Below are 19,961 nucleotides of genomic sequence, written 5' to 3' on the forward strand. Positions count from 1 at the left end.
TGGTCAGGGCTGGAATTTTCCCAGCACGCAGGCGGTGGTCGCTGACATCTGACCACCTGCTTCCTTGAAAATTGGCATCAGGCGCACGGCGCCCTCGCGTGTGTGAATGACCCCGGCAGTGTCTAGAATGGCCACAGCCTCAAGGTCCCGGGTAAGGGCCCAAAACGGCTGATGGAAGAGCCGTGTGCCGCCGTTGGGTAATTGGGTATGGGTCTGCGCGGTGTAAGCCGCCACAGCGGCTCGCGTTGACGGAAACAAGAGCAGAAATTGCCCGGCGCTCTGATCGTCGGTGCCGTCAGTGGACATGGTCGCCGGCACTACGTTCCACTCATTCGGGTCGTTCACGACCGACGTCAGGAAGCTACTGATCAGCCTGTATACGAGGGCACGAGGCGTGGTATTCGGCGTGACTCGGGGCGCCTGAAGACCCGTGGCGAACTCGATCATCTTCACGATCTCGTGCGAACTCTCCGAGTTCACAATGCGTCGCCATCCAATGTTGACGGCCTCACCCAAAACCACAAATCTGATGCCGCGTTCCAAATCGAACTGAATGCGCATGCCATCTTGTTCGTCGTGGAGCAGAACTACTGGTCCGTCGTCTTCAGCTGTGACGCCCGTTATGAGTAGATGCGGATGCCGGCGAACCAATTCGCTGGCGATCCACCAGGTCTGAGCCGTCATAAACCGGCTGGCCGCCGCAAAACGCGACTCAGAGGGGGGATTGAAAGTCACCGGAAGGCGATCCGGTGCCGGTGTACGGATCGGGTAACTAAATCAGGATTCGACATTGAGATGGAATGCTCCGTCATTTCGGGGTTCTCACCCGCGCGGTCGCGCGGGAACCAAGCAATCCAGCCATCAGCGCTAGGACGTTTCAAAGTTAGAGCGAAGTGTAAAATACTCATATTACGGATTTTTGAATCCAAACCGCTCCCCCCGAAAGAGTTACGGGCCACCACGATAACCGTTTTCAGCTAGTGGCGATCAACTCGCGCGATGTGACATGCATGGTGCAACGCGGTGGCAGATGGTGGTCATTGCGCAGATGTCAGATCCGCACTCCGATGGAAGACCTCGAAGCGCTTAATCGGTTGGTCCAGGTGGCCGATCACCTGAGAAGCCTCGCTGTTCCGCCTGAGCTCGTCATTGTTAGTGGTGACCTAACTACTCGGACCGTGGACGCCCTTCGTGCTGCCGAACGGACGGCGTCGGCCCTTCCCAACATTCAGTCTTTCCTGGCCGAACTTTCCGCAGATGTCCCGGTGCTCTGCTGCCCGGGAAACACGGACGATCGTGTCGCGTTTGCGGCCTACTTCGGCTCGTCCCCATCCGTCCCCGATCCTGTGCATCAAGTGCCGAGGTGGCCAGAGGAGGTGACACCGAGATAACATGTACATGACGTACTCAGCGTACGTTCGCATGTGCGCGCGGGTTCACCTGCGCAGAAAGGTCGAAATGCCACTTGTCGCCGATTACCGGACCTTTACAGACGTGCGCTCACATCTCAAGGAGGTGTTCGATGCAACCGCGCGCGGGCGAACCGTCACCGTGCAGCGCGATGGTCAGCTCTCTGCGGTCATGCCGGTGGATCGGCTCCGTACATACTTCTCTCGAACTGTATCGCCGCGCGTTCGCGTCACTCGGGAAGATGACCGCACCATTGCGTTGATGGATGGTCGCCCCTTCGTGTCAGAGGGTACGGATGTTGACGGCGCGCTCGCTGACCTCGCCCTGTCGCTTCGTGAGTACGCCGAAGACTGGGACGACCGGCTGGAGCGTGCTCCGAATCACGCCGGTAACTGGGCACTTGTGCAGCTCATTAAACTTTCAACCGACGAGCAGCTCCTCGAATGGCTTGAGCGCGGCGGTGAGTAAGTACCCGGCCGCGACCCGCGACGACCACGACGATTTCTGCGTGGCGGAGAAGTGGCAGCTCGTACGCGGCGCATCAGGACAGCCTGTTAGGCATCACCGCACCTATGAGTTGGCGCTCTGGGACGGGCAAATCCTCCGCACTCGAATCTCCAGCCCCATCGACCGGTCGACGTACTCTGCCGGGATGTGGACCCACATCCTGCGAACCCAACTCGCCGTTGACGCTGAGGCGTTCTGGGCCTGTGTTCGTGACAAGAAGTTGCCGGACCGCGGGGTGCCCGAAACCGTGACCCAGAAGGAGCCATTACCGCTGTATCTCGTTCGGGCGCTCAGCGAACTCGGCGTTGACGAAAGCGAGAGCCTGGCACTGACCGCGGTGGAAGCAGCGCAACTGCTGGCCGAGAAGATGGCCCAGCGCTACGGCCAATAAAGCCGTTCATGAGTGATTCGACACCGTCGTAGAACATGTCTCCCGTTGATGCCTTCTCGCCCGCGAACAGGGCCACTACGACCCGTCCATCCGCCGGTGGGAACCAGAAGGTCAGCCGACGCGCAATGCCGACGCAGCGAATCCTCGCAGTCTGGCCATACAGAAACGTCCCCTAAGCCGTCGGCTTACGGAGCGCTTGACATGTCGGTTCCCATTGCCTATCCAGGGCGTTAGTCAGGGGTGACAACACCCTTGACCGCTGCGACCGGGCACCGGCGGCATCCGCTCTGTGTCGAATATTTACGGACCTGTTCGCTAATTCGGGGCGGCAGGAACATGCTGTGGTCATGTCAGTCATCAAGGCCGCACCGCTGGAGCATATCCGGCGAGAGCGCAGCAGCATCAAGTGGACTCGGTTTCCCGCCGACGTACTTCCCTTGTTCGTTGCCGAGATGGATTACCCCCTGGCACCAGAGATCGTCGCGACCCTGGTGGAGCGCGTACAGGCTTCCGACACCGGCTACCTCGACGGCCCTGGGCCGCTTGCTCCGGCCTTCGCCGCGTTCGCCCTGAACCGCTGGGGCTGGAACGTCGACCCGAGCCACGTACATCTCGCCACGGACGTCAGCGTCGGCATCGTCGAGGCCCTGCGCCTGGCCGTGCCGGTTGGCGGCCGCGTCGCGATCACCCCGCCGGTCTACCCGCCGTTCTACGAACTGGTGGAGGAGGCCCTCGGTAACGTCGTGGAGACCCCACTGATCGAGCACGGTGACACCTGGCTGTTCGACTTCGCGGCGCTGGAGCGCAGTTTCGCTTCCGGCGTCGATGCCTTCCTCCTGTGCAACCCGCACAACCCGCACGGCATCGTGTGGGCGCGGGCCACACTCGAGGAGCTCGCCCGGCTCGCGGCCCGCTATGACGTCTTCGTGATCTCCGACGAGATCCACGCCCCGCTCACCTACCCCGGCGCCACCTTCACTCCGTTCGCCCCGCTGGCCGTGGCCGCCGGCGCGCGCGCGGTGACCGTGACCTCGGCGAGCAAGGGCTGGAACATTGCCGGGCTCAAGTGCGCCATCATGGTCGCGGCCGATGATGTGACCAACGAGCTGTTGGGCCGCCTGCCCGAGGAAGTTGCCTGTCGCACCAGCATTCTCGGCCTGCACGCGAATATCGCCGCGTTCGGTTGTACCGACTGGCTCGACACTGCCATCGACCAAATTGTCAGCAACGATGCTCTCCTGAATTCCCTACTCCGCGAACACCTGCCCGCCGTGATCTATCACCGGCCGCGCGCCAGCTATCTTGCCTGGATGGATCTTCGCCACGTCGGTCTCGGGGACAATCCGTACCAGCGCATTCTCGACGATGCCCGCGTCGCCCTCAACAGCGGTGAGTCCTTCGGCCTCGGCGGTCAGGGCTTTGCCCGCCTCAACCTGGCCTGCTCCCCCGACACTCTGCGCGAGGCCGTCGCCCGCATCGCGGCGCTGGTTGCCCGGGTGTCGGCCGAGGCTGCGGCCTGATGACCACCTCTACCCAAACGGATGCTCCGCTCCCGACCCACACCGACGCAACAGGAAGTTCCATGGCTACGCCAGCACCAGTATCCGCTTCACTCACGTCGTCACCGCTGAACCCTGACGCTCGTGAGGTCGTGGACCCGATTACCGACTGGGACGGCTTCAGCTTCGACACCCGCCAGGTGCACGTCGGCGAATACGCCGACGAAAACTGCAACGCACGCATTCCGCCGCTCACCCTGAGCGCCGGGTACGTCTTCGACTCCTTCGACGACGGTGCCGCCCGGTTCAACGGTGGCTCCCGCGAACCCATTTACTCCCGGCAGGGCAACCCGACCAACGCGGTCGCCGAGCAGCGCCTCGCCTCGCTCGAGGGCGGCTCCTCCTGTGTCGCCGTGTCGAGCGGGCAGGCCGCGATCAGCGCCGCCCTGTTCGCCCTGGCCGAATCGGGCGAACACATCGTCTCGACCGCGAGTATTTACGGCGGTACCCGCATTCTGCTCGGTCGCAGCTTTCGCCGCATGGGCATCGAGGTCGACTACGTTTGGGACACCGATTCCGATGAGGCCTGGGACGCGGTCATTCGCCCGGAGACCAAGGCGATTTTCACCGAAACCATCCCCAACCCGCGCAACGACGTCGTGGATATCGCCCGCATTGCCGCCGTCGCCCGCCGCCACGGCATCCCCCTCGTCGTCGACAACACCGTGGCCACGCCTTACCTGATTCGCCCGTTCGAGCACGGCGCCGACATCGTCGTGCACTCGACCACCAAGTTTCTCAGCGGCCACGGCGCCGGTGTGTCCGGCGCGATCGTCGACGGCGGCACCTTCGACTGGGCGGCGAGTTCCCGCCGCTACCCGCTGCTGACCGACTCGCTGCGCCCCGGCCTGCCGTCGCTGCTCGACCGGTTCGGCCCGGCCGCCTTCGCCCAGTATGTGCGCGAGGCCGTCGTCAACGACGTCGGCCCGTCGCTCTCCCCGTTCAACGGGTTTCTGCTGCACCAGGGCATCGAAACCCTGTCGCTGCGCATGGAACGCCACGTCGACAACTCCCGTGCCATCGCGCACTGGCTCGAAGAGCAGCCGGAGGTCGAGGTCGTCGACTACGCCGGCCTGCCGAGCAGCCCCCTGCACGACATTGCGCAGCAGTACTACAACGGGCGCACCGGCTCGGTCTTCGCCGTCACGGTCAAGGGCGGCACCGAGGGTGCCCGCGCCTTCACCAACGGCCTGCGGGTGTTCAGCCGCATGACCGGTATCGGCGACACCCGCTCGATGGTGCTGCATCCGCTGACCACCACCCACGCCTCCTTTGCCCCCGACCTCAACGCCCGCCTCGGCATCACCGCCGGAATGCTGCGCCTGTCAGTCGGAATCGAAGCGCTCGACGACCTTCTGCTCGATCTCCGCGGGGGGCTCGACCGAGTCGCCGGCATCCTCTAAACGCTAGGTACTCTGAACCAATGAACCTCACCCTGCCCACACGCACTCTGTCTACACTCGGCGCGCTCGTGCTGCTCGCTGTTCTCAGCGGATGCGCCGCCGCCGATCCCGGTGCCGGCTCGCCGAGCTTGGCTGCCGCCACCGCAACGGCCAAAGCGGATGCCTCGGCCACCGACTGCGCCGGCATCAACGTCGTCGTCGACTTCGGTACGCTCGACGCCGACACGGTCACCGACTGTGTCGACGCGACTGAGGCCATCGCCGCGAGCGCAGCACTCACAACGACCGGCATCGCCACCGAGGGCAGTGTGGAATACGGCGACGCCATCGTCTGCCGTGTCAATGACCGTCCGGCTGCCGACGAAACCGTCGGGGTGGAGGGCCAGGAATCGTTCACCGAGAGCTGCGCCTCGATGCCGCCCGCGTACGCGTACTGGGCCCTCTGGGTGAAAGCCACCCCCGACGCTGACTGGGACTACGCCATGGAGGGGCTCGGCACCCTCGAGGTCGAACCCGGCCAGTCCGTCGGGCTCGTGTACACCACCGGTACCGAGACACCCACGCCCGGCAGCTAGTGTTTCGCCTGCGCCTCGCCCCGCTCCGCGCGGCAGTCGTGCTCGCTGTCGGCTTCGTGCTGCTGCGAATCGTCTACCGAGTGGTGTTCGGGGGTGCTGGCGCCGGAGCTGGCGCCGTACTCATGGAACTTCCGAGGCTGCGGCTCGACGGCCCGTTCAGCCACATCACCCTGCTCGGGCCGATCACCACGGTCGGACTCGGCAACGCCGCGCTCAGCGCGCTGCCGGTCGCCGCGGTCATCGTATTCTTCGGCCTGCTCAATGCGGTCATCAACGTGCAGTCTCTGTTCGCGCGCGGTGCAGGGCGCGGTCGATTGCGGGCCATCTCGCGCTCGCTCGTGATCGCCTGGGCTACCTTTCCGGCACTTCTGGAGTCGGTGCGGCGGGTGAACGTCGCCCGGGCGCTGCGCGGCGAGCGGTCGATCGCGTCGCTGCTCGTGCCGGTCTTCGAGCAGACCATTGAGCGTGCACTCGCGCTGGCCGCGTCGATGGAAACCCGCGGATTTGCAGCCACCCGCGTCGTTCCCGGCGTGTGCGAGACACCGGTCGTTTTAACGAATGCCGCTCTCAGCTTTGGTGCCGACTGGCACCTCGACGAGCTCAACGTCACTCTTGAGCCCGGTAACCTGACCGTGATCGTCGGCGCAACCGGGTCGGGCAAGACCAGCCTGCTGCACGGCATGAGCGGCCTGTTCCAGCACTTCTACGACGGCGTTCAGACCGGCGGAATCGATATCACCGGCGCCGATCGGGCCACCACTCCCCCGCGCGACACCGCCGGATTCGTCGGGCTTGTCGCGCAGAACGTGCGCCTCGGCTTTGCGGCCGAAACCGTGCACGACGAAATCGGATTCGCCCTCGCGGTGCGCGGCGTCGCGACCACCATCGTGCACTCCCGGGTACGTGACATCGCCGCCCGGCTGCAGATCGATCACCTCGTTGACCGCCCCATCGAGCAGCTCTCGGCCGGCGAGGCCAGCATCGTGGCCATCGCGGCTGCGCTGGTGAACAACCCCATCCTGCTGCTCGTCGACGAACCGCTCGCCGACCTCGACACTGCCGCCCGCGACCGCGTCTGCGCCGTGCTCGACCAACTCGCCCACGAAGCCGGCGTCTGTGTCGTCATCGCCGAACACAACACGCGCGAATTCGCATCGATAACGGATGTCTGGCTGCAGATACGAGGAAACCACCTGCACGAGGTCTCCGCCGGTGAGATGCAGGCGCTGTCGACCGCCGAGACTCCCACGCCGACGCCGGTCGCGTCGCGAGATTTCGGAACCGTGCCTGCTGTGCTGTTGGCAAGCATCCGCCGGCTGAGCGTTCGACACCGAACGAGTCTGGTCGTCGACGACGTGTCCTTCAAGGTGCAGGCCGGCGAGCTGATCGCGCTTCGGGGTAGCAACGGCGCCGGTAAAAGTAGCCTGTTGCGGGCGATGGCGTTGCCGACGGCTGCCGACACCGTCACGGTTGCCGGCCATGACGTGCACTCCCTCAAGCGGCGAACCCGTCGGCAGGCCGTGGCGCTGGTGCCCGAGAACTTCGATGACCTGTTGTTTGCGATCACCGTGGCCGAGGAGTGTCGGCGGGCTAACGGCACTCTGGCTGGCGCCGATACGGCACAGACATTTGCGCAGCTGCTGGGTTTCGATGGCGTCGCGGATGCCGCGCACCTGCTGCAACGCCACCCACGCGACCTCTCTTCCGGCGAACGCCTCTGCCTCGTGATGGCCATTCAACTCGCGGCCCGGCCCGCCCTGCTGCTCATCGACGAACCCACTCGCGGCCTCGACCTCACGTCGCGTGCCCTGGTATGCGACGCTTTGCTCAAGGCCGCGAGCCACAGCGCTGCGGTTATTTTCGCTACCCACGACGACGACTTCGCGCGGGGTCTCGCCACCCGAATCCTGCGCATGGAAGCCGGCCGGCTGGAAGCCCCTATCGAGGTGCACTCGTGACGGTCATTGTGAGCGCGCGCCGGCGCATCCGCTGGACGTCGTGGATTCTGGGCAGCGGCAGCGTTCTCGCCGCCGCAGCCTTCGCCTGGCCGTTCTTCGTCGCGGCGGTGCCGGCCGACGCGCAGGTCGCCGTGCCGATCGTGGCGTTCGCGCTCATTCCGGCGCTCATCGTGGCCCTCGCGCTCACCCTCGACCGGGAGATGTACACGGCGAAAACAGTGGCGCTGCTCGGTGTGCTCGCGGCGGTCGGTGCCGCGGTGCGAATCGCGGGTGCCGGCATGGGCGGGGTTGAGGCGGTGTTCGTGCTGCTGATTCTGGCCGGACGGGTCTACGGCGCGCGGTTCGGTTTTCTGCTCGGACTGCTCACCATCGCGGTGTCCTCCCTGCTCTGGGGCGGCTTCGGGCCCTGGACCCCGTTCCAGATGTTCGCCTGCGGCTGGGTCGGTGCGGGCGCGGGGCTGCTGCCGCACTGGCCGAAAGCGACCCCGACCGCCCCCAGGACCCAACCGGCGTCGACCGCACAAGCGCCAAGCCAACCCGCGCATGGCGAGCCCGCGCCAGGCGCACCCGCGCAGCGCTGGCACCTCCCCAGGCTGAACGCGCAATCGCGGCTCATGACAGGGACGCGCTGGCATGGGAGCCTCGAAATCGTGCTGCTGGCCGTCTACGGCGTCGTCTCGTCGTACCTGTTCGGCCTCATGATGAACCTCTGGTTCTGGCCGTTCGCCGTCGGTAGCGGTACCGGCATCTCCTACACGGCCGGGGCCGACGCCGGGCAGAACCTCGCCTCGTTCGCGTTGTACTCCCTGGTCACGTCAACCCTCACCTGGGACACCGTGCGGGCCATCACCACTGTGGTCGGCATCTCCCTGGTGGGCCCGGCCGTTCTCGCCGCCCTGCGCCGCGCACGCCTGGGCCCCCGCTGACTCGTTCTCTGGCTCGAAGGCATCCGTTTCGCGCTGCGCGGGACTTGCGCCCGTGCGCGGGAGGCGCAACTCCCGCGTACTGGCGCAACTCCCGCTTCACGAGTGGCGCGGGAGTTCTGGCCAGGCTACAAGTCCCGCGCACTGGCGCAACTCCCGCGTGGCGCGAGCCCCCGAAGCCACCCCACTGCCGGATCTCCCGCGCATCGGCGTAACTCCCGCGCGTCTCGGCCCCGCAGCCGACGAGGCTCTGCAGCGAACACCCGCGCACTGGCGCAACTCCCGCGCGGAGCCCCCTCCGACCCCGACGAACTACACCGAGAAGTACTTCGCCTCCGGGTGGTGGAACACGAACGCGTCGGTCGACTGCTCGGGGTGCAGCTGCAGCTCCTCCGACAGCACCACGCCCATCCGCTCGGGCTTCAGCAGCTCGACCACCTTGCGGCGATCCTCCATCTCGGGGCAGGCCGGGTAGCCGAGCGAGAACCGGGCACCGCGATACTCGAGCTTGAACATGCCGGCGATATCGGTGGGGTCTTCGCCGCCCACACCGAATTCCGAGCGGATGCGCGAGTGCCAGTATTCGGCAAGCGCCTCGGTCAGCTGCATGGTGAGCCCGTTGAGTTCCATGTAATCGCGGTACTGGTTCGCGGCGAACATTTGGGCCGTCACTGAGTCCACGTTCGAGCCGGCGGTGACCAGCTGGAGGGCGACAACATCCGTTTGGCCAGACGCGCGACCGCGCACGAAGTCGGCCAGGCACAGGTGTTTGTCACGGCGCTGCCGGGGAAAGTTGAAGCGCAGGCGATCCGTGCCGAGCACGCCGTCGGAACCTCCGTCGGGCGCGAGCAGTCCAGCCTGGCCAACCAGGCCGGTCGGGTCGTCGCCGTGGTGCAGCACGACCAGGTCGTCGCCGTCGGCAACCACCGGAAAGTAGCCGTAGGCGACGGAGGCATCGAGCATGCCCTCGCCCAGGATGCGGTCGAGCCAGTAACGCAGGCGCGGCCGACCGACGGTATCGACCAGTTCCTGGTAGCTCGCGCCATCTTCAGCCCGGCTGGGCTTGAGCCCCCACTGCCCCATGAACGTGGCGCGTTCGTCGAGGAAGGCCGAAAAGTCGGCTAGGGCCACGCCCTTGACGATGCGGGTGCCCCAGAACGGCGGCACCGGGATCGGGTTGTCGCTCGCGACCTCGGACCGAGCGGGCATCTCCTCGGGTTCGGTCAAGGTGAGCAGACTCTTCTTGTGGATGCGTTTCTTGAGCGGCGGCAGGCCGACCGATTTGGGGTCGGCACCGCGGGCGATGGCCACGAGGGGTTCCATCAGGGCGAGGCCCTCAAACGCGTCGCGGGCGTAGCGCACCTGCCCGGCGAAGACGCTGTCCAGGTCGTCCTCCACGTAGGAGCGGGTGAGGGCGGCGCCACCGAGCAGGATCGGCCACTTTTCAGCGAGGCCACGCGATTCGAGTTCGAGCAGGTTCTCTTTCATCACCACCGTGGATTTCACGAGTAGCCCGCTCATGCCAATCACGTCGGCGTTGTGTTCTTCAGCCACCCGAATGAACTCAGCAATCGGCTGTTTGATGCCGATGTTGATCACGTCGTAACCGTTGTTGGTGAGGATGATGTCGACGAGGTTCTTGCCGATGTCGTGCACGTCGCCGCGCACGGTGCCGAGCACGATCGTGCCCTTGCCGGCCGCTTCGGATTTCTCCATGTGCGGCTCGAGCAGTGCGACGGCAGCTTTCATGACCTCGGCCGACTGCAGCACGAACGGCAGCTGCATTTCGCCGCTGCCGAAACGGGCGCCGACGACCTGCATGCCCACGAGCAGGTGCACGTTGACGATGTCGAGAGCGCTCAGCCCCCCCGCCCGGGCAAGGTCGAGGTCGGCTTCAAGGCCCTTGGCCTCGCCGTCGATAATGCGTCGTTCCAGGCGTTCGCCCACCGGAAGGGCGGCGAGTTCGGCGGCGCGCTCGTCTTTCAGGGCGGCGGAGTCGACGCCGGCGAACAGGTCGAGCAGGGCCACCAGCGGGTCGTAGGTGAGGGTGCCTTCGGCATCGTATTCGCGGCGGTCCCAGACCAGGTCCATGGCCACCTTGCGGCGGTCATCGGGCACCGAGGCGAGCGGCACGATCTTGGCGGAGTTGACGATGGCGGAGTCGAGGCCGGCCTCGGTGGCTTCGTGCAAAAACACCGAGTTGAGCACCGACCGGGCGGCCGGGTTGAGTCCGAACGACACGTTCGACACGCCGAGGGTCGTGTGGATGCCGGGGTATTTCGCCTTGATCTGGCGGATCGCCTCGATAGTTTCGATGCCGTCCCGGCGGGTTTCCTCCTGGCCGGTCGCGATGGGAAAGGTGAGGGCGTCGACGATGATGTCCTCGACCCGCATACCCCACACGTTCACGAGGGTCTCGACCAGCCGGGTGGCGATGCGCACCTTGTGTTCGGCGGTGCGGGCCTGCCCTTCTTCATCGATGGTGAGGGCGATCACGGCGGCGCCGTGCTCCTTCACGAGCGGCATGATGCGGCCGAAGCGTGAGGTGGGACCTTCGCCGTCTTCGAAGTTGACCGAGTTCACCACCGGGCGGCCGCCGATGAGTTCCATGCCGGCTTGCAGCACGGCCGGTTCGGTCGAGTCCACCACGAGCGGCAGGGTCGAGGCGCTCGCGAGTCGGGAGACGACCTGTTTCATGTCGGCGACTCCGTCACGGCCGACGTAGTCGATGCACACGTCGAGCAGGTGGGCGCCGTCCCGCACCTGGCTGCGGGCGATGTCGACGCAGTCGTCCCAGTTCTCGGCGAGCATCGCATCGCGGAACGCGCGCGAGCCGTTGGCGTTAGTGCGCTCGCCGATGGCGAGGAAGGCGCTGTCCTGGTCGAAGCTCACGTGCTGGTACAGGCTCGCAACGCCGGCATCCGCTTCGAGCGTTCGCGGTTTAACGGTGATACCACGCAACCGCTCAACCACCGCGGTCATGTGTGCGGGAGTCGTGCCGCAGCATCCGCCCACCAGCCCCAGCCCGAACTCCTTCACGAACTGTTCGTGCGCCGTGGCGAGCTGGTCGGGGGTGAGCGGGTAGCTCGCACCGGTCTTGGTCAGCTGCGGCAGGCCGGCGTTCGGCATACAGATGACGGGAACGCGGGAGAATTTGGAGAGGTGGCGCAGGTGCTCGCTCATCTCGGTCGGTCCGGTCGCACAATTCAGGCCGATGGCGTCGATGCCGAGGGGTTCGAGCGCCGTCAGAGCTGCGCCGATCTCGCTGCCCATCAGCATGGTCCCGGTGGTCTCCACCGTCACCTCCACGAAAATCGGCAAGCGGATGCCGGTTTCGGCGACGGCCTGCTTGCATCCGTTCACCACGCTCTTGGTCTGCAGCAGATCCTGCGAGGTCTCGATCAGAAAAGCGTCGGCGCCTCCGCGAATAAGGCCGAGCGCCTGCTCGGCGAAGGTGGCCTTAAGGTTGGCGTAGGTCGTGTGACCGAGGCTGGGCAGCTTGGTGCCCGGGCCCATCGAACCGAGCACCCAGCGCACGCGGCCGTCGCGGGCCTCGAACTTCTCGGCACTGGTACGGGCGATCTCCGCGCCGAGCCTGGCGAGCTCTTCAATGCGGTCCTCGATGCCGTAGTCGGAGAGGTTGGACCAGTTCGCGCCGAAGGTGTTGGTCTCGATGGCGTCGATGCCGGTCTCGAGGTAGACGTCGTGGATGGCCGCGATGATATCGGGGCGGCTCAGATTGAGGATCTCGTTGCAGCCCTCCAACTGCTGGTAGTCCTCGAGAGTGGGATTGTGCTCCTGCAGCATGGTGCCCATCGCGCCGTCCGCGATCACCACGGAGTTCGTCACGGCATCCAGCAGTGCCTGGGATCGAGCAGGGCGTGCCGCAGCGATAGGGGTGTCAGCGACAGTAGTTCGCACAGTGCTCATGCGCCCAGCTTAACTGCGGGCACCGGCACTCCGACGAGGAGGCGTAACGAATCTTAGTGTGCGTGCCCCGGCCCGATGCGTCTGCCCGATTCTAGGACTCAACATCCACGTGGAGCCAGGGCCCGCTCGATGAATGGTGGTCGTACCGTGTGCAGAACCGGTACTGGAGCCCCCGCGTTGCCACCATTATGAGCGATGCCCTGGCCGATCCTCCCCCGAGGACCCGCGTTAGACATGTCTATCGTAACCCAATATGGGTGCCGGTGCATACTCGCGGTGGCTGATCCCGCTGCGGGGTAGGCTAGTGGGCTAATAGGGGGCATCATATGACCTACGAAGCACGGCAGAAACAGGCACACACGATGGTGTCCGACCTCGGTCTGCCCCGCCCACTGACGGCTGAGTTGCTGCACCGGCACATGGAATCGGTGCGTGGAAAAAAAGATCGTGGTGCAGAGCGCGACCCCCCGCATGCTTGAGTCGGGGCTCTGCGGGCTGTGGATCGCCGTGGCCGGGGAGAGTTTTGGGCGCATCCACCCTGCACCGACCACCTCCCCGGTGCACCGCCAGCAATTCCTCAACCACGAGTTCGGTCACATGATTCTCGATCACGACAAAGAACTCATTCCTGGCCGAATCGCGTACAGTCTGAGCCTGCTCCTCTCGCCGATCAGCCTCGTCATCGGCCTGGGACTGACCGCCACCGTCGACGGGTTGACCTCGAGCGGGAGGAACTTCCGCGACCGTGTGCTTTTATGGCGCATCACACCGTTGTGGCAACGCCTCCTGGCCGACACTCCCGAGCTCAGCATCGAACGAGAGCTGTCACCGCTTCAGCGACTCATCGCGCGTGTGCCAGGTGCGCACCTGTACCGGCGGCGCGTCGAGATTCGGGACAGCTTGCTACTTCACCCCGAGCAGGCCGTCAGTCCGGCCGAACGGGGCCTGATCGACCTGGCCGAGGTGCGCACGCAGGCCCCGTCGCCGGCCAATCACACCCCCGTCGTCGGAACGCCGCGATGACCGCCACCCCAAATTCCGGCGAGGTAAGTCCGCAGCTGGAATTGGCGCGCAAACTCAATTTGCTGCTTGACGTCGTCGTCGCTGAAGGAAATACTCCGTACACCTATCGTCAAATCGAAGCGGGATTGAAGGAACGCGGCCTGACCCTCTCCCGAGCCCGCTGGGCATACATGATCACCGGCGAAGGTCCGCTCGTCACCGATCCAGCACTCCTGACCGGCATTGCCAAGTTCTTCCGCATCCCTCCGGAGTACATGCTCGGCTCCGATGGCGACCTGCCCGAACGGGTCGACGCTCAACTCGCCTTCGTGAAGAGCCTGCGCGTTGCGCGCGTGGTGAGCTTCGCTGCCCGGATGCTCGGCGACGTCTCCCCCGAAACCCTCCGGTCGATCACCGAGCTGCTCGAAAGCGACACTCCCGATCCACCTCCGGATTCAATAGATCACGCATAGTGGTCCCATCCTCAACCGCAAGGAGCTTTTCGTGCCCATCACTGCTTTTCTCGACATCCATGTGAAAACCGAGTCTCTCGCTGACGCTCCTGACATCCTGCACGAGACTCTTATCGTTACCAGAGCCTTCAATGGATGTCTTGGCGTGGATGTCCTCGTCGATACCGAAGACCCCACCCACTTCGTACTCGTGGAGAAGTGGGCGTCACTGGAGCACGACGCCGCCTACCGCACCTTTCGAGCCGGGCCAGGAAAATCATCCCTCGGAGCAGTCCTGGCCGGCCCGCCCCTGCTGACCAAGTTCGAAATCGCCACAGATATCTGAGGCACTATCCGAGGTGCGCGACCGCTTCTGCCGTGCCGCCAGACATCGTCAGCGCCCGGTTCCACCGGCGATGGCGTAGGACCACAGCTCACTGCTCACACCGACCGGGCGCGCGGCCGGCTCGCCGTCTTTCGGCGTCTCGCTGCGGTGCCCGTGGGCGAAGGACGGAGACGCGAGCCAGGCCTGAAAGGATTCTTCGTCGGCCCAGCGGGTGACGACGAGCCAGGTCAGCCGGTCATCGGTCGGCTTGAGCAGTTCGAAGCCCTCAAACCCGGGGCGGTCGTCGACGGCACCGGCGCGGGCGGCGAAGCGCTGGGCGAGCTCGTCGCCGCCGTCGCTCGGCACGGTGATGGCGTTGATCTTGATGATCGTCATGGGACTGCTTCCTGTTCGAATGCTCGAGGGTGTGTGACCCATGCTGCCACTCTCCGCAGCCCGGTGCGGCCGCGCGGCCGCACATCGGGCCCCACCGCCTAGGCGCGTTGCTTATGCTGGGGGGACCATGCGACTTCTTTTGATCCGTCACGGCCAGACTCCCGGCAACGTTCTCGGGCGGCTCGACACCGCGCATCCCGGTCCGGGCCTGACCGATCTCGGTCTGCGTCAGGCCGCTGCGATTCCCGATGCCCTGCGCTCCGACCCGATCGACGCCATCTTCGTATCAACGCTCCTGCGCACCCAACTAACGGCGCATCCGCTCGCCGCCGACCTTGGTCTAGAGCTGCAGGTTGCCGGGGGTTTGCACGAGATCGAAGCCGGGTCGCTCGAGGGTCTGCGTGATCGGGCATCCGTTCGCACCTATCTGGAGACCGCGGTGGCCTGGAGTTCCGGCGATCTTGATAAGCGGATGCCGGGTGCTCACGACGGCCACGATTTCCTGCGTCGGTTCGACGTAGACATTGCTGCGGCGGCGGGGCGCTCGGAAGTGGCGGCGGTGTTCAGCCACGGCGCGGCGATTCGGGTGTGGACGGCCGCGCGTGCCCAGAATGTGCCGCCCACTTTCGCCAGCGAGAACGAGCTCGATAACACCGGTGTGGTCGAGCTCACCGGCTCGCCAGAGGACGGTTGGACCCTGCTGTCTTGGGCCGGCCTCCCGGTCGGCGGCATGGCGCTGGCCGACCTCGGCGCGGCGGATCCACTGGGCGAACCGCTCGCCGAGGTGTGATTTGGCGGCATCCGTTCGCCGACCCGTGAGGTTCGGGCGACGACCCGTGAGTCTCGATCTGATTTCAACGGGCAAAGTCAAGTGGTCAGGGCAACGCGGGGGTTTTTGCTTCGAGAAGTAGCTGGTTGGGACGTTGCTGCGCCCGGGGAACTCTCGGCCGCACGAGAGCGTGGCTGTCCCGCAGCAGCTCTTCGACGAGCTCGCGGGGCACATGGCCATCGAGCACGATCGTGATCCAGTGCTTTTTGTTGAGGTGATACCCCGGCGCGATCCACTCGGGAAACTCCTCACGCAGCGCGCGGCTTTCCTCCGGGTCACACTTTAGTGAGACCGTCAGCGGGTCGCCAGCCAGGGCAACAAGGGCAAAAATCTTGCCGTTGCCGCTGGTTTTGAACACGCTCGTCTCCTCGCCGAAGGGAAAGGTCTCAACAGCCTGAGGCAGGCTCAGGCACAGGTCGACGAGCGCGTCCGGGGTCATCACCCCAATCTAGGCCGCGACAAGATTCATCGCATCGGCGGTCAGCGCGACCGACCGCAGGCGTTCCTCGATCAGCGGCGACTGGTGGGCCAGAATGAGCTCATCGGCCCCGGTTCCCTCGGCGAATTCGTTGAGGTAGGCGCGCACCTCGTCCGCCGTTCCGACGGCTGAGTAGCGCATCATGTTGGCGATGTTCCGGCCCTCCGGGGTGGTCAGGAAGACGTCGATCTGGTCGTCGCTGTACTCGGGCGTGGCCGGTCCGCGGGAGAGCATGCCGCGCACCCGGATGCGGCGGGTCGTGTCAAACTGCGCCACAGCATCCGCTTTCTCATCGGCCGCGATCACGTTGGCCGCAACGATGAGGTGCGGCGCGGCGAGCTGCTCCGAGGGGGTGAAGTCGCGGCGGTAGATCGCGATGGCCTCGTGCAGCGCGTCGGGCGCGAAGTGCGAGGCGAAGGCATAGGGCAGGCCGAGCGCGGCGGCGAGACCGGCACCGAACAGCGAGGAGCCGAGAATATACAGCGGAACGTTGGTGCCGGCCCCGGGAACCGCCTGCACACCGGGCACGATCGACTGGCCGCGCAGGTAAGCCTGCAGTTCCATGACGTCCTGGGGAAACTGGTCGGAGGCACGCGGCTCGCGTCGCATCGCCCGAGCGGTGGTCTGGTCGCTGCCGGGCGCGCGGCCCAACCCCAGGTCGATGCGGTCGGGGTAGAGCTCGGCGAGGGTGCCGTACTGCTCGGCGATCACGAGCGGGGAGTGGTTGGGCAGCATGACGCCACCGGATCCGAGCCGAATGGTGCTGGTCTGCCCAGCGACATGGCCGATCAGAATGCTGGTCGCCGACGATCCGATGGTCGGCATGTTGTGGTGCTCGGCATACCAGACGCGCGCATACCCGTTTTTTTCGGCGGTCTGGGCCAGCGCGACACTCGCCGCGAAGCTCTCCCGAGCGGTCTGCCCAGGGGCAATCGGAGCGAGGTCAAGAATGGACAGCGGAATAGTCATACTGGGACCAACGCTGGCGCGCGCAAATCGTTACCCGCTACCCGAAATGGGCAAGAGGCATTTCCAGCAGGTAACGAACTGAAACATTTTCGCCTTCTTGCAGACAATCCGTACCCGGGCGACCTAGCCTCGTATGCATAGACCAGCTCCGCCAGCATCGCCGGAGAGTGACATCGGGTTTCGATCCCGATCGCGTGCCAACAATTCGCGCACGATCAATTCGAGGCAAACGCCTGCTCCGGCAGGTGCATTCGCCCGGCAGCTCCGACGAGATGCCCCGCTGAAGTGGAACCACAACCATGACCGACGACGAACTCCTGCTTGAAATCGACTACACCGGCTACGACAGCTCCTGCCGCGACCCGCACATCACCCCGGCCGCGGACCTCGTGGAGTGCCGCCGCCTGCGCGGCCACGGCGGCGAGCCGCACGGCACCCGGGCCGGCGTCCGCGCCATCCGCTGGAGTGTGGAGCCCACTCCCCTGGCCGCGTAACGGCGACGCTGGCGGGCTCCGCCTGGGCCTGCGCGTCCGGGGCGCTCCTGCGCCTGCGCGGCCACTTTGCCGGCGGTTGCGGTTCCCGTTGCGGCTGCGTTGCGGTTCCCGTTGAGGCCGCGTTGCGCGGGTGCCCCTACGGTCCTCTGCGCCGGCCGTCGGGCTGCACCGGCGCGCACTGTTCTTGGTCCTGGTCTGTCAAACAGCTGGGACCGCGTTCGCAACATCGGCACGGCATGGCTGCACACGCTGTTTGTGGATCGGAACGCCATTCCAATCGCCCGAATCTGCCCTGCATAAAATGGTGACAGAGTTTCGATAGTTATTTTTATTTGTCGCTCGCGTCACCGCAACGCTTCCGATGGCACGAACCTTTGAATCGAACGTGATTCAGGGCCTTCCAGCGCGCGGGAAGCTCCGCCAATTCGCTGTGGCACCGAAATCCGTGTAGAAACATACCTGAGTTTCTCTCGTTTTTGTGTTCGATTTGGGGTAGAATCATGAGGAAGGAGGCAATGGCGCCCATGTTCATGGAAAACCCGAGTGAGTCCAGTTTGAACCCCACTATTGTGGCGGTGGAGCAGGCGCGGGATGCGTTGTTGGCGGCGTTGGGTGGGCTGTCGTTCGGGCTGCTCGGTGATGAAGAATCTTTGAGCATGTTGCTCGCGCTGGAGAGTGTGGGCTGGGTTGTTGATGGGGCCCGGGTGCTGTCGACGACGGATGTGCTGCGTCGTTCCGAGTACTTTGATGCGTCCGTGGCGAAGAAGGCCGCCGCGAAAACGGCCCAGCAGACTGAGATTGAAGCGGCGGGCGCGGTGTCTCTGACGCGTCGGCTGGGCTGCCGTAGCGGCCTCGTGTTGGTCTCGACCCTGGCCCGGTTGTCGCGCAGTGAGGTGCGGCAGCGTGCGTCGCTGGGTAAGACTGCGCGTGAGCGGATGCTGCTCGGTCGGCCCCTGACGCCGACCTATCCCGTTGTCGGCGAAGCTTTGCAGGGCGGGGCGCTTGGAGTGGAGCAGGCCCGGGTGATCGTGAAGGTTCTCGACGGCCTACGTTCCTCGGTTCTGGTTGATGACCTCGACCGGGTCGAACGCTCTCTCGTGGCGAGTGGGTCCGGTGCGATCACGCCCGAGACCGAGGGGCTTCCGGGTGCGGGGATTGCGTTCGCGCCGGAGTTGCTGCGCCAGCAGGGCATTGCGTGGCAGGCGCGCCTTGCGCCCGACGGGTCCGCGCCTGGTGAGGCGACGGCGGAACGGCAAAGCTGGCTCTCCTTTGGTGGGCTGGCGAACGGGGGCTACAGCCTCTCCGGCTGGCTGACCACCCTCGACCGCGCCATCATCAGTACCGTTTTCGACGCCTACCTCTCCTCCGCCGCCGCCAACCCCGTTCCCGGCGCCGCTCCGTGTGCCACAGTCGCGTTCCACGCGAGCGAACCGTCCGCTGAAGACGGCACGGACAGCACCAGCATCGATGGCAGCGACCGCATGGACGGCATCAGCACCGACAGCAGCAGCGGCAGCGGCAGCGACAGCAGCGACAGCGACGGCCTCGCAGCTGCCGCCGACGCTGACGGTGGCGACCAGGCCGAGAACCACGCACCGGCGGCAGAGCACTGCGAAGCCGACGAGCAGACCGACGGCCAGCACGGCCAGCACGGCCAGCACGAAGGCCGCGACGAGCAGACTGGAGCAAACGACGGCCAGGTGCTCAGTCCTTGCCCGCAGGAACCCGGCGACATCCGCTCGATCGGTGAGAAGCAGGCCGGCATCCTCCGCACGGTGTTCGAAGCCGCCGCCCGACAACCCGGCACCCCGACGATGGGCGGCGCGGCACCAACGGTGCTGGTGCACATCCACATCGACGACCTCCTCGCCGGGCGCGGCGCCGGCTGGATCGACGGCATCAACGGCCCCCTCACCGTCAAACAAGTCGACGACCTCGTCTGCGCCGGCGGGTATCAGCCCGTCCTGTTCGGCCACCAGGGTCAGGTTTTGCACCTCGGCACCAGCAACCGGTTTTTCACCAACAGTCAACGCCGAGCATTAGCCGCCCGTGATGGTGGCTGTGTCATCCCCGGCTGCACCGTGCCGCCGCACCTGACGCAGGCTCACCACGTTATTCCCTGGAGTGAGGGCGGTCTGACAAATATCGATAACGCCGTTCTCATCTGTAATGCCGGGCATGCCAGCATCGAAACGTCCGGATGGGACATCGACATGCGAGACGGACGCCCCTGGGTGCGCGGCCCCCTCATCTTCGACCCCACCCAAACCTGGCGCCCCGCCGGTCAAAACCGTGCCGCCACCCCAGCCGAGAAACCCTACTGGGAGAAGTAGGCCTACCGCTAATCGAGATCCCTGACG

At 65.5% G+C, this 19,961-nt stretch carries 19 protein-coding genes; 14 read left to right on the forward strand and 5 right to left on the reverse strand.

The window, feature by feature from the left end:
• Nucleotides 1-3: 3 nt before the first annotated feature.
• On the reverse strand, nt 4-735 hold the full coding sequence (locus tag E3T31_RS04925; protein ID WP_134467744.1) for a hypothetical protein: 732 nt from the start codon (nt 733-735) through the stop codon (nt 4-6).
• A gap of 332 nt (nt 736-1,067) precedes the next feature.
• Here E3T31_RS04925 and E3T31_RS18630 point away from each other — a divergent pair, with 332 nt between their 5' ends.
• From E3T31_RS18630 to E3T31_RS04965, 8 genes are all read left to right on the forward strand, one after another.
• Entirely contained in the window at nt 1,068-1,391 is a 324-nt protein-coding gene (locus E3T31_RS18630; RefSeq protein ID WP_166788390.1) for a metallophosphoesterase, read from the forward strand.
• A gap of 67 nt (nt 1,392-1,458) precedes the next feature.
• The gene (locus E3T31_RS04935) at nt 1,459-1,878 is read left to right on the forward strand and encodes a prevent-host-death protein (protein WP_134467746.1); all 420 of its coding nucleotides are present in this window, start codon (nt 1,459-1,461) and stop codon (nt 1,876-1,878) included.
• Nucleotides 1,871-2,308, forward strand: a complete 438-nt coding sequence (locus E3T31_RS04940; RefSeq protein ID WP_134467747.1) for a cytotoxic translational repressor of toxin-antitoxin stability system — start codon at nt 1,871-1,873, stop codon at nt 2,306-2,308. Before E3T31_RS04935 ends, E3T31_RS04940 begins: the two co-directional genes overlap by 8 nt.
• A gap of 347 nt (nt 2,309-2,655) precedes the next feature.
• Nucleotides 2,656-3,828, forward strand: a complete 1,173-nt coding sequence (locus E3T31_RS04945) for a MalY/PatB family protein (RefSeq protein WP_134467748.1) — start codon at nt 2,656-2,658, stop codon at nt 3,826-3,828.
• A complete protein-coding gene (locus E3T31_RS04950) occupies nt 3,828-5,270 on the forward strand; it encodes an O-acetylhomoserine aminocarboxypropyltransferase/cysteine synthase family protein (RefSeq protein ID WP_241977659.1) in 1,443 nt (480 codons plus the stop codon). The genes E3T31_RS04945 and E3T31_RS04950 overlap by 1 nt, the downstream gene beginning before the upstream one ends.
• Before the next feature lie 20 nt (nt 5,271-5,290).
• Nucleotides 5,291-5,845: a hypothetical protein gene (locus tag E3T31_RS04955; protein ID WP_134467749.1), complete on the forward strand. Its 555-nt coding sequence runs from the start codon at nt 5,291-5,293 to the stop codon at nt 5,843-5,845.
• Nucleotides 5,845-7,803 (forward strand): ATP-binding cassette domain-containing protein, encoded by a 1,959-nt coding sequence (locus E3T31_RS04960; protein WP_134467750.1) that lies wholly within the window; start codon nt 5,845-5,847, stop codon nt 7,801-7,803. Before E3T31_RS04955 ends, E3T31_RS04960 begins: the two co-directional genes overlap by 1 nt.
• Nucleotides 7,800-8,729, forward strand: coding sequence for an ECF transporter S component (locus E3T31_RS04965; RefSeq protein ID WP_166788383.1), 930 nt, complete (start codon nt 7,800-7,802; stop codon nt 8,727-8,729). Before E3T31_RS04960 ends, E3T31_RS04965 begins: the two co-directional genes overlap by 4 nt.
• Before the next feature lie 309 nt (nt 8,730-9,038).
• Here E3T31_RS04965 and metH read toward each other — a convergent pair whose 3' ends face one another.
• Nucleotides 9,039-12,656: a methionine synthase gene (gene metH, locus E3T31_RS04970; RefSeq protein WP_134467752.1), complete on the reverse strand. Its 3,618-nt coding sequence runs from the start codon at nt 12,654-12,656 to the stop codon at nt 9,039-9,041.
• Between the two features lie 432 nt (nt 12,657-13,088).
• Between metH and E3T31_RS04975 the strand changes: the two genes are divergently transcribed.
• The 3 genes from E3T31_RS04975 to E3T31_RS04985 are packed head-to-tail and all read left to right on the forward strand — an operon-like array spanning nt 13,089 to nt 14,456.
• On the forward strand, nt 13,089-13,679 hold the full coding sequence (locus E3T31_RS04975; protein ID WP_134467753.1) for a DUF6545 domain-containing protein: 591 nt from the start codon (nt 13,089-13,091) through the stop codon (nt 13,677-13,679).
• On the forward strand, nt 13,676-14,131 hold the full coding sequence (locus E3T31_RS04980) for a hypothetical protein (RefSeq protein ID WP_134467754.1): 456 nt from the start codon (nt 13,676-13,678) through the stop codon (nt 14,129-14,131). Before E3T31_RS04975 ends, E3T31_RS04980 begins: the two co-directional genes overlap by 4 nt.
• A 31-nt stretch (nt 14,132-14,162) precedes the next feature.
• On the forward strand, nt 14,163-14,456 hold the full coding sequence (locus E3T31_RS04985; protein WP_134467755.1) for a putative quinol monooxygenase: 294 nt from the start codon (nt 14,163-14,165) through the stop codon (nt 14,454-14,456).
• A 48-nt stretch (nt 14,457-14,504) separates the two neighbouring features.
• On the opposite strand, the gene E3T31_RS04990 is transcribed toward E3T31_RS04985, so the two are convergent.
• Complete coding sequence (locus E3T31_RS04990; RefSeq protein WP_134467756.1) at nt 14,505-14,831, reverse strand: antibiotic biosynthesis monooxygenase; 327 nt, start codon at nt 14,829-14,831, stop codon at nt 14,505-14,507.
• A gap of 127 nt (nt 14,832-14,958) precedes the next feature.
• Between E3T31_RS04990 and E3T31_RS04995 the strand changes: the two genes are divergently transcribed.
• Complete coding sequence (locus E3T31_RS04995; protein ID WP_134467757.1) at nt 14,959-15,621, forward strand: histidine phosphatase family protein; 663 nt, start codon at nt 14,959-14,961, stop codon at nt 15,619-15,621.
• Nucleotides 15,622-15,706: 85 nt separating this feature from the next.
• Here E3T31_RS04995 and E3T31_RS05000 read toward each other — a convergent pair whose 3' ends face one another.
• Nucleotides 15,707-16,099 carry an MmcQ/YjbR family DNA-binding protein gene (locus tag E3T31_RS05000; protein WP_134467758.1) on the reverse strand — a complete coding sequence of 131 codons (393 nt, stop codon included), beginning with the start codon at nt 16,097-16,099 and terminating at the stop codon, nt 15,707-15,709.
• A 9-nt stretch (nt 16,100-16,108) separates the two neighbouring features.
• Nucleotides 16,109-17,107, reverse strand: a complete 999-nt coding sequence (locus E3T31_RS05005) for an LLM class flavin-dependent oxidoreductase (RefSeq protein WP_134467759.1) — start codon at nt 17,105-17,107, stop codon at nt 16,109-16,111.
• A 299-nt stretch (nt 17,108-17,406) separates the two neighbouring features.
• Here E3T31_RS05005 and E3T31_RS05010 point away from each other — a divergent pair, with 299 nt between their 5' ends.
• Together E3T31_RS05010 and E3T31_RS05015 are read left to right on the forward strand one after the other, a co-directional pair.
• Nucleotides 17,407-17,601 carry a hypothetical protein gene (locus E3T31_RS05010; RefSeq protein ID WP_134444555.1) on the forward strand — a complete coding sequence of 65 codons (195 nt, stop codon included), beginning with the start codon at nt 17,407-17,409 and terminating at the stop codon, nt 17,599-17,601.
• Between the two features lie 500 nt (nt 17,602-18,101).
• Nucleotides 18,102-19,934: an HNH endonuclease signature motif containing protein gene (locus E3T31_RS05015; protein WP_134467760.1), complete on the forward strand. Its 1,833-nt coding sequence runs from the start codon at nt 18,102-18,104 to the stop codon at nt 19,932-19,934.
• The last annotated feature ends 27 nt before the right edge of the window (nt 19,935-19,961 follow it).

This window comes from Cryobacterium sp. TMS1-13-1, from assembly GCF_004403125.1.
GTDB lineage: Bacteria > Actinomycetota > Actinomycetes > Actinomycetales > Microbacteriaceae > Cryobacterium > Cryobacterium levicorallinum.

Excerpts from the sequence above, each read along its gene's own strand:
- E3T31_RS04990 (WP_134467756.1), bottom strand. The coding sequence starts at position 14,831 with ATGACGATCATCAAGATCAACGCCATCACCGTGCCGAGCGACGGCGGC.
- E3T31_RS05005 (WP_134467759.1), bottom strand. The coding sequence starts at position 17,107 with ATGACTATTCCGCTGTCCATTCTTGACCTCGCTCCGATTGCCCCTGGG.
- E3T31_RS04955 (WP_134467749.1), top strand. The coding sequence starts at position 5,291 with ATGAACCTCACCCTGCCCACACGCACTCTGTCTACACTCGGCGCGCTC.
- E3T31_RS04935 (WP_134467746.1), top strand. The coding sequence starts at position 1,459 with ATGCCACTTGTCGCCGATTACCGGACCTTTACAGACGTGCGCTCACAT.
- metH (WP_134467752.1), bottom strand. The coding sequence starts at position 12,656 with ATGAGCACTGTGCGAACTACTGTCGCTGACACCCCTATCGCTGCGGCA.
- E3T31_RS04995 (WP_134467757.1), top strand. The coding sequence starts at position 14,959 with ATGCGACTTCTTTTGATCCGTCACGGCCAGACTCCCGGCAACGTTCTC.
- E3T31_RS04950 (WP_241977659.1), top strand. The coding sequence starts at position 3,828 with ATGACCACCTCTACCCAAACGGATGCTCCGCTCCCGACCCACACCGAC.
- E3T31_RS04980 (WP_134467754.1), top strand. The coding sequence starts at position 13,676 with ATGACCGCCACCCCAAATTCCGGCGAGGTAAGTCCGCAGCTGGAATTG.
- E3T31_RS04945 (WP_134467748.1), top strand. The coding sequence starts at position 2,656 with ATGTCAGTCATCAAGGCCGCACCGCTGGAGCATATCCGGCGAGAGCGC.
- E3T31_RS18630 (WP_166788390.1), top strand. The coding sequence starts at position 1,068 with ATGGAAGACCTCGAAGCGCTTAATCGGTTGGTCCAGGTGGCCGATCAC.
- E3T31_RS05015 (WP_134467760.1), top strand. The coding sequence starts at position 18,102 with ATGAGGAAGGAGGCAATGGCGCCCATGTTCATGGAAAACCCGAGTGAG.
- E3T31_RS05000 (WP_134467758.1), bottom strand. The coding sequence starts at position 16,099 with ATGACCCCGGACGCGCTCGTCGACCTGTGCCTGAGCCTGCCTCAGGCT.
- E3T31_RS05010 (WP_134444555.1), top strand. The coding sequence starts at position 17,407 with ATGACCGACGACGAACTCCTGCTTGAAATCGACTACACCGGCTACGAC.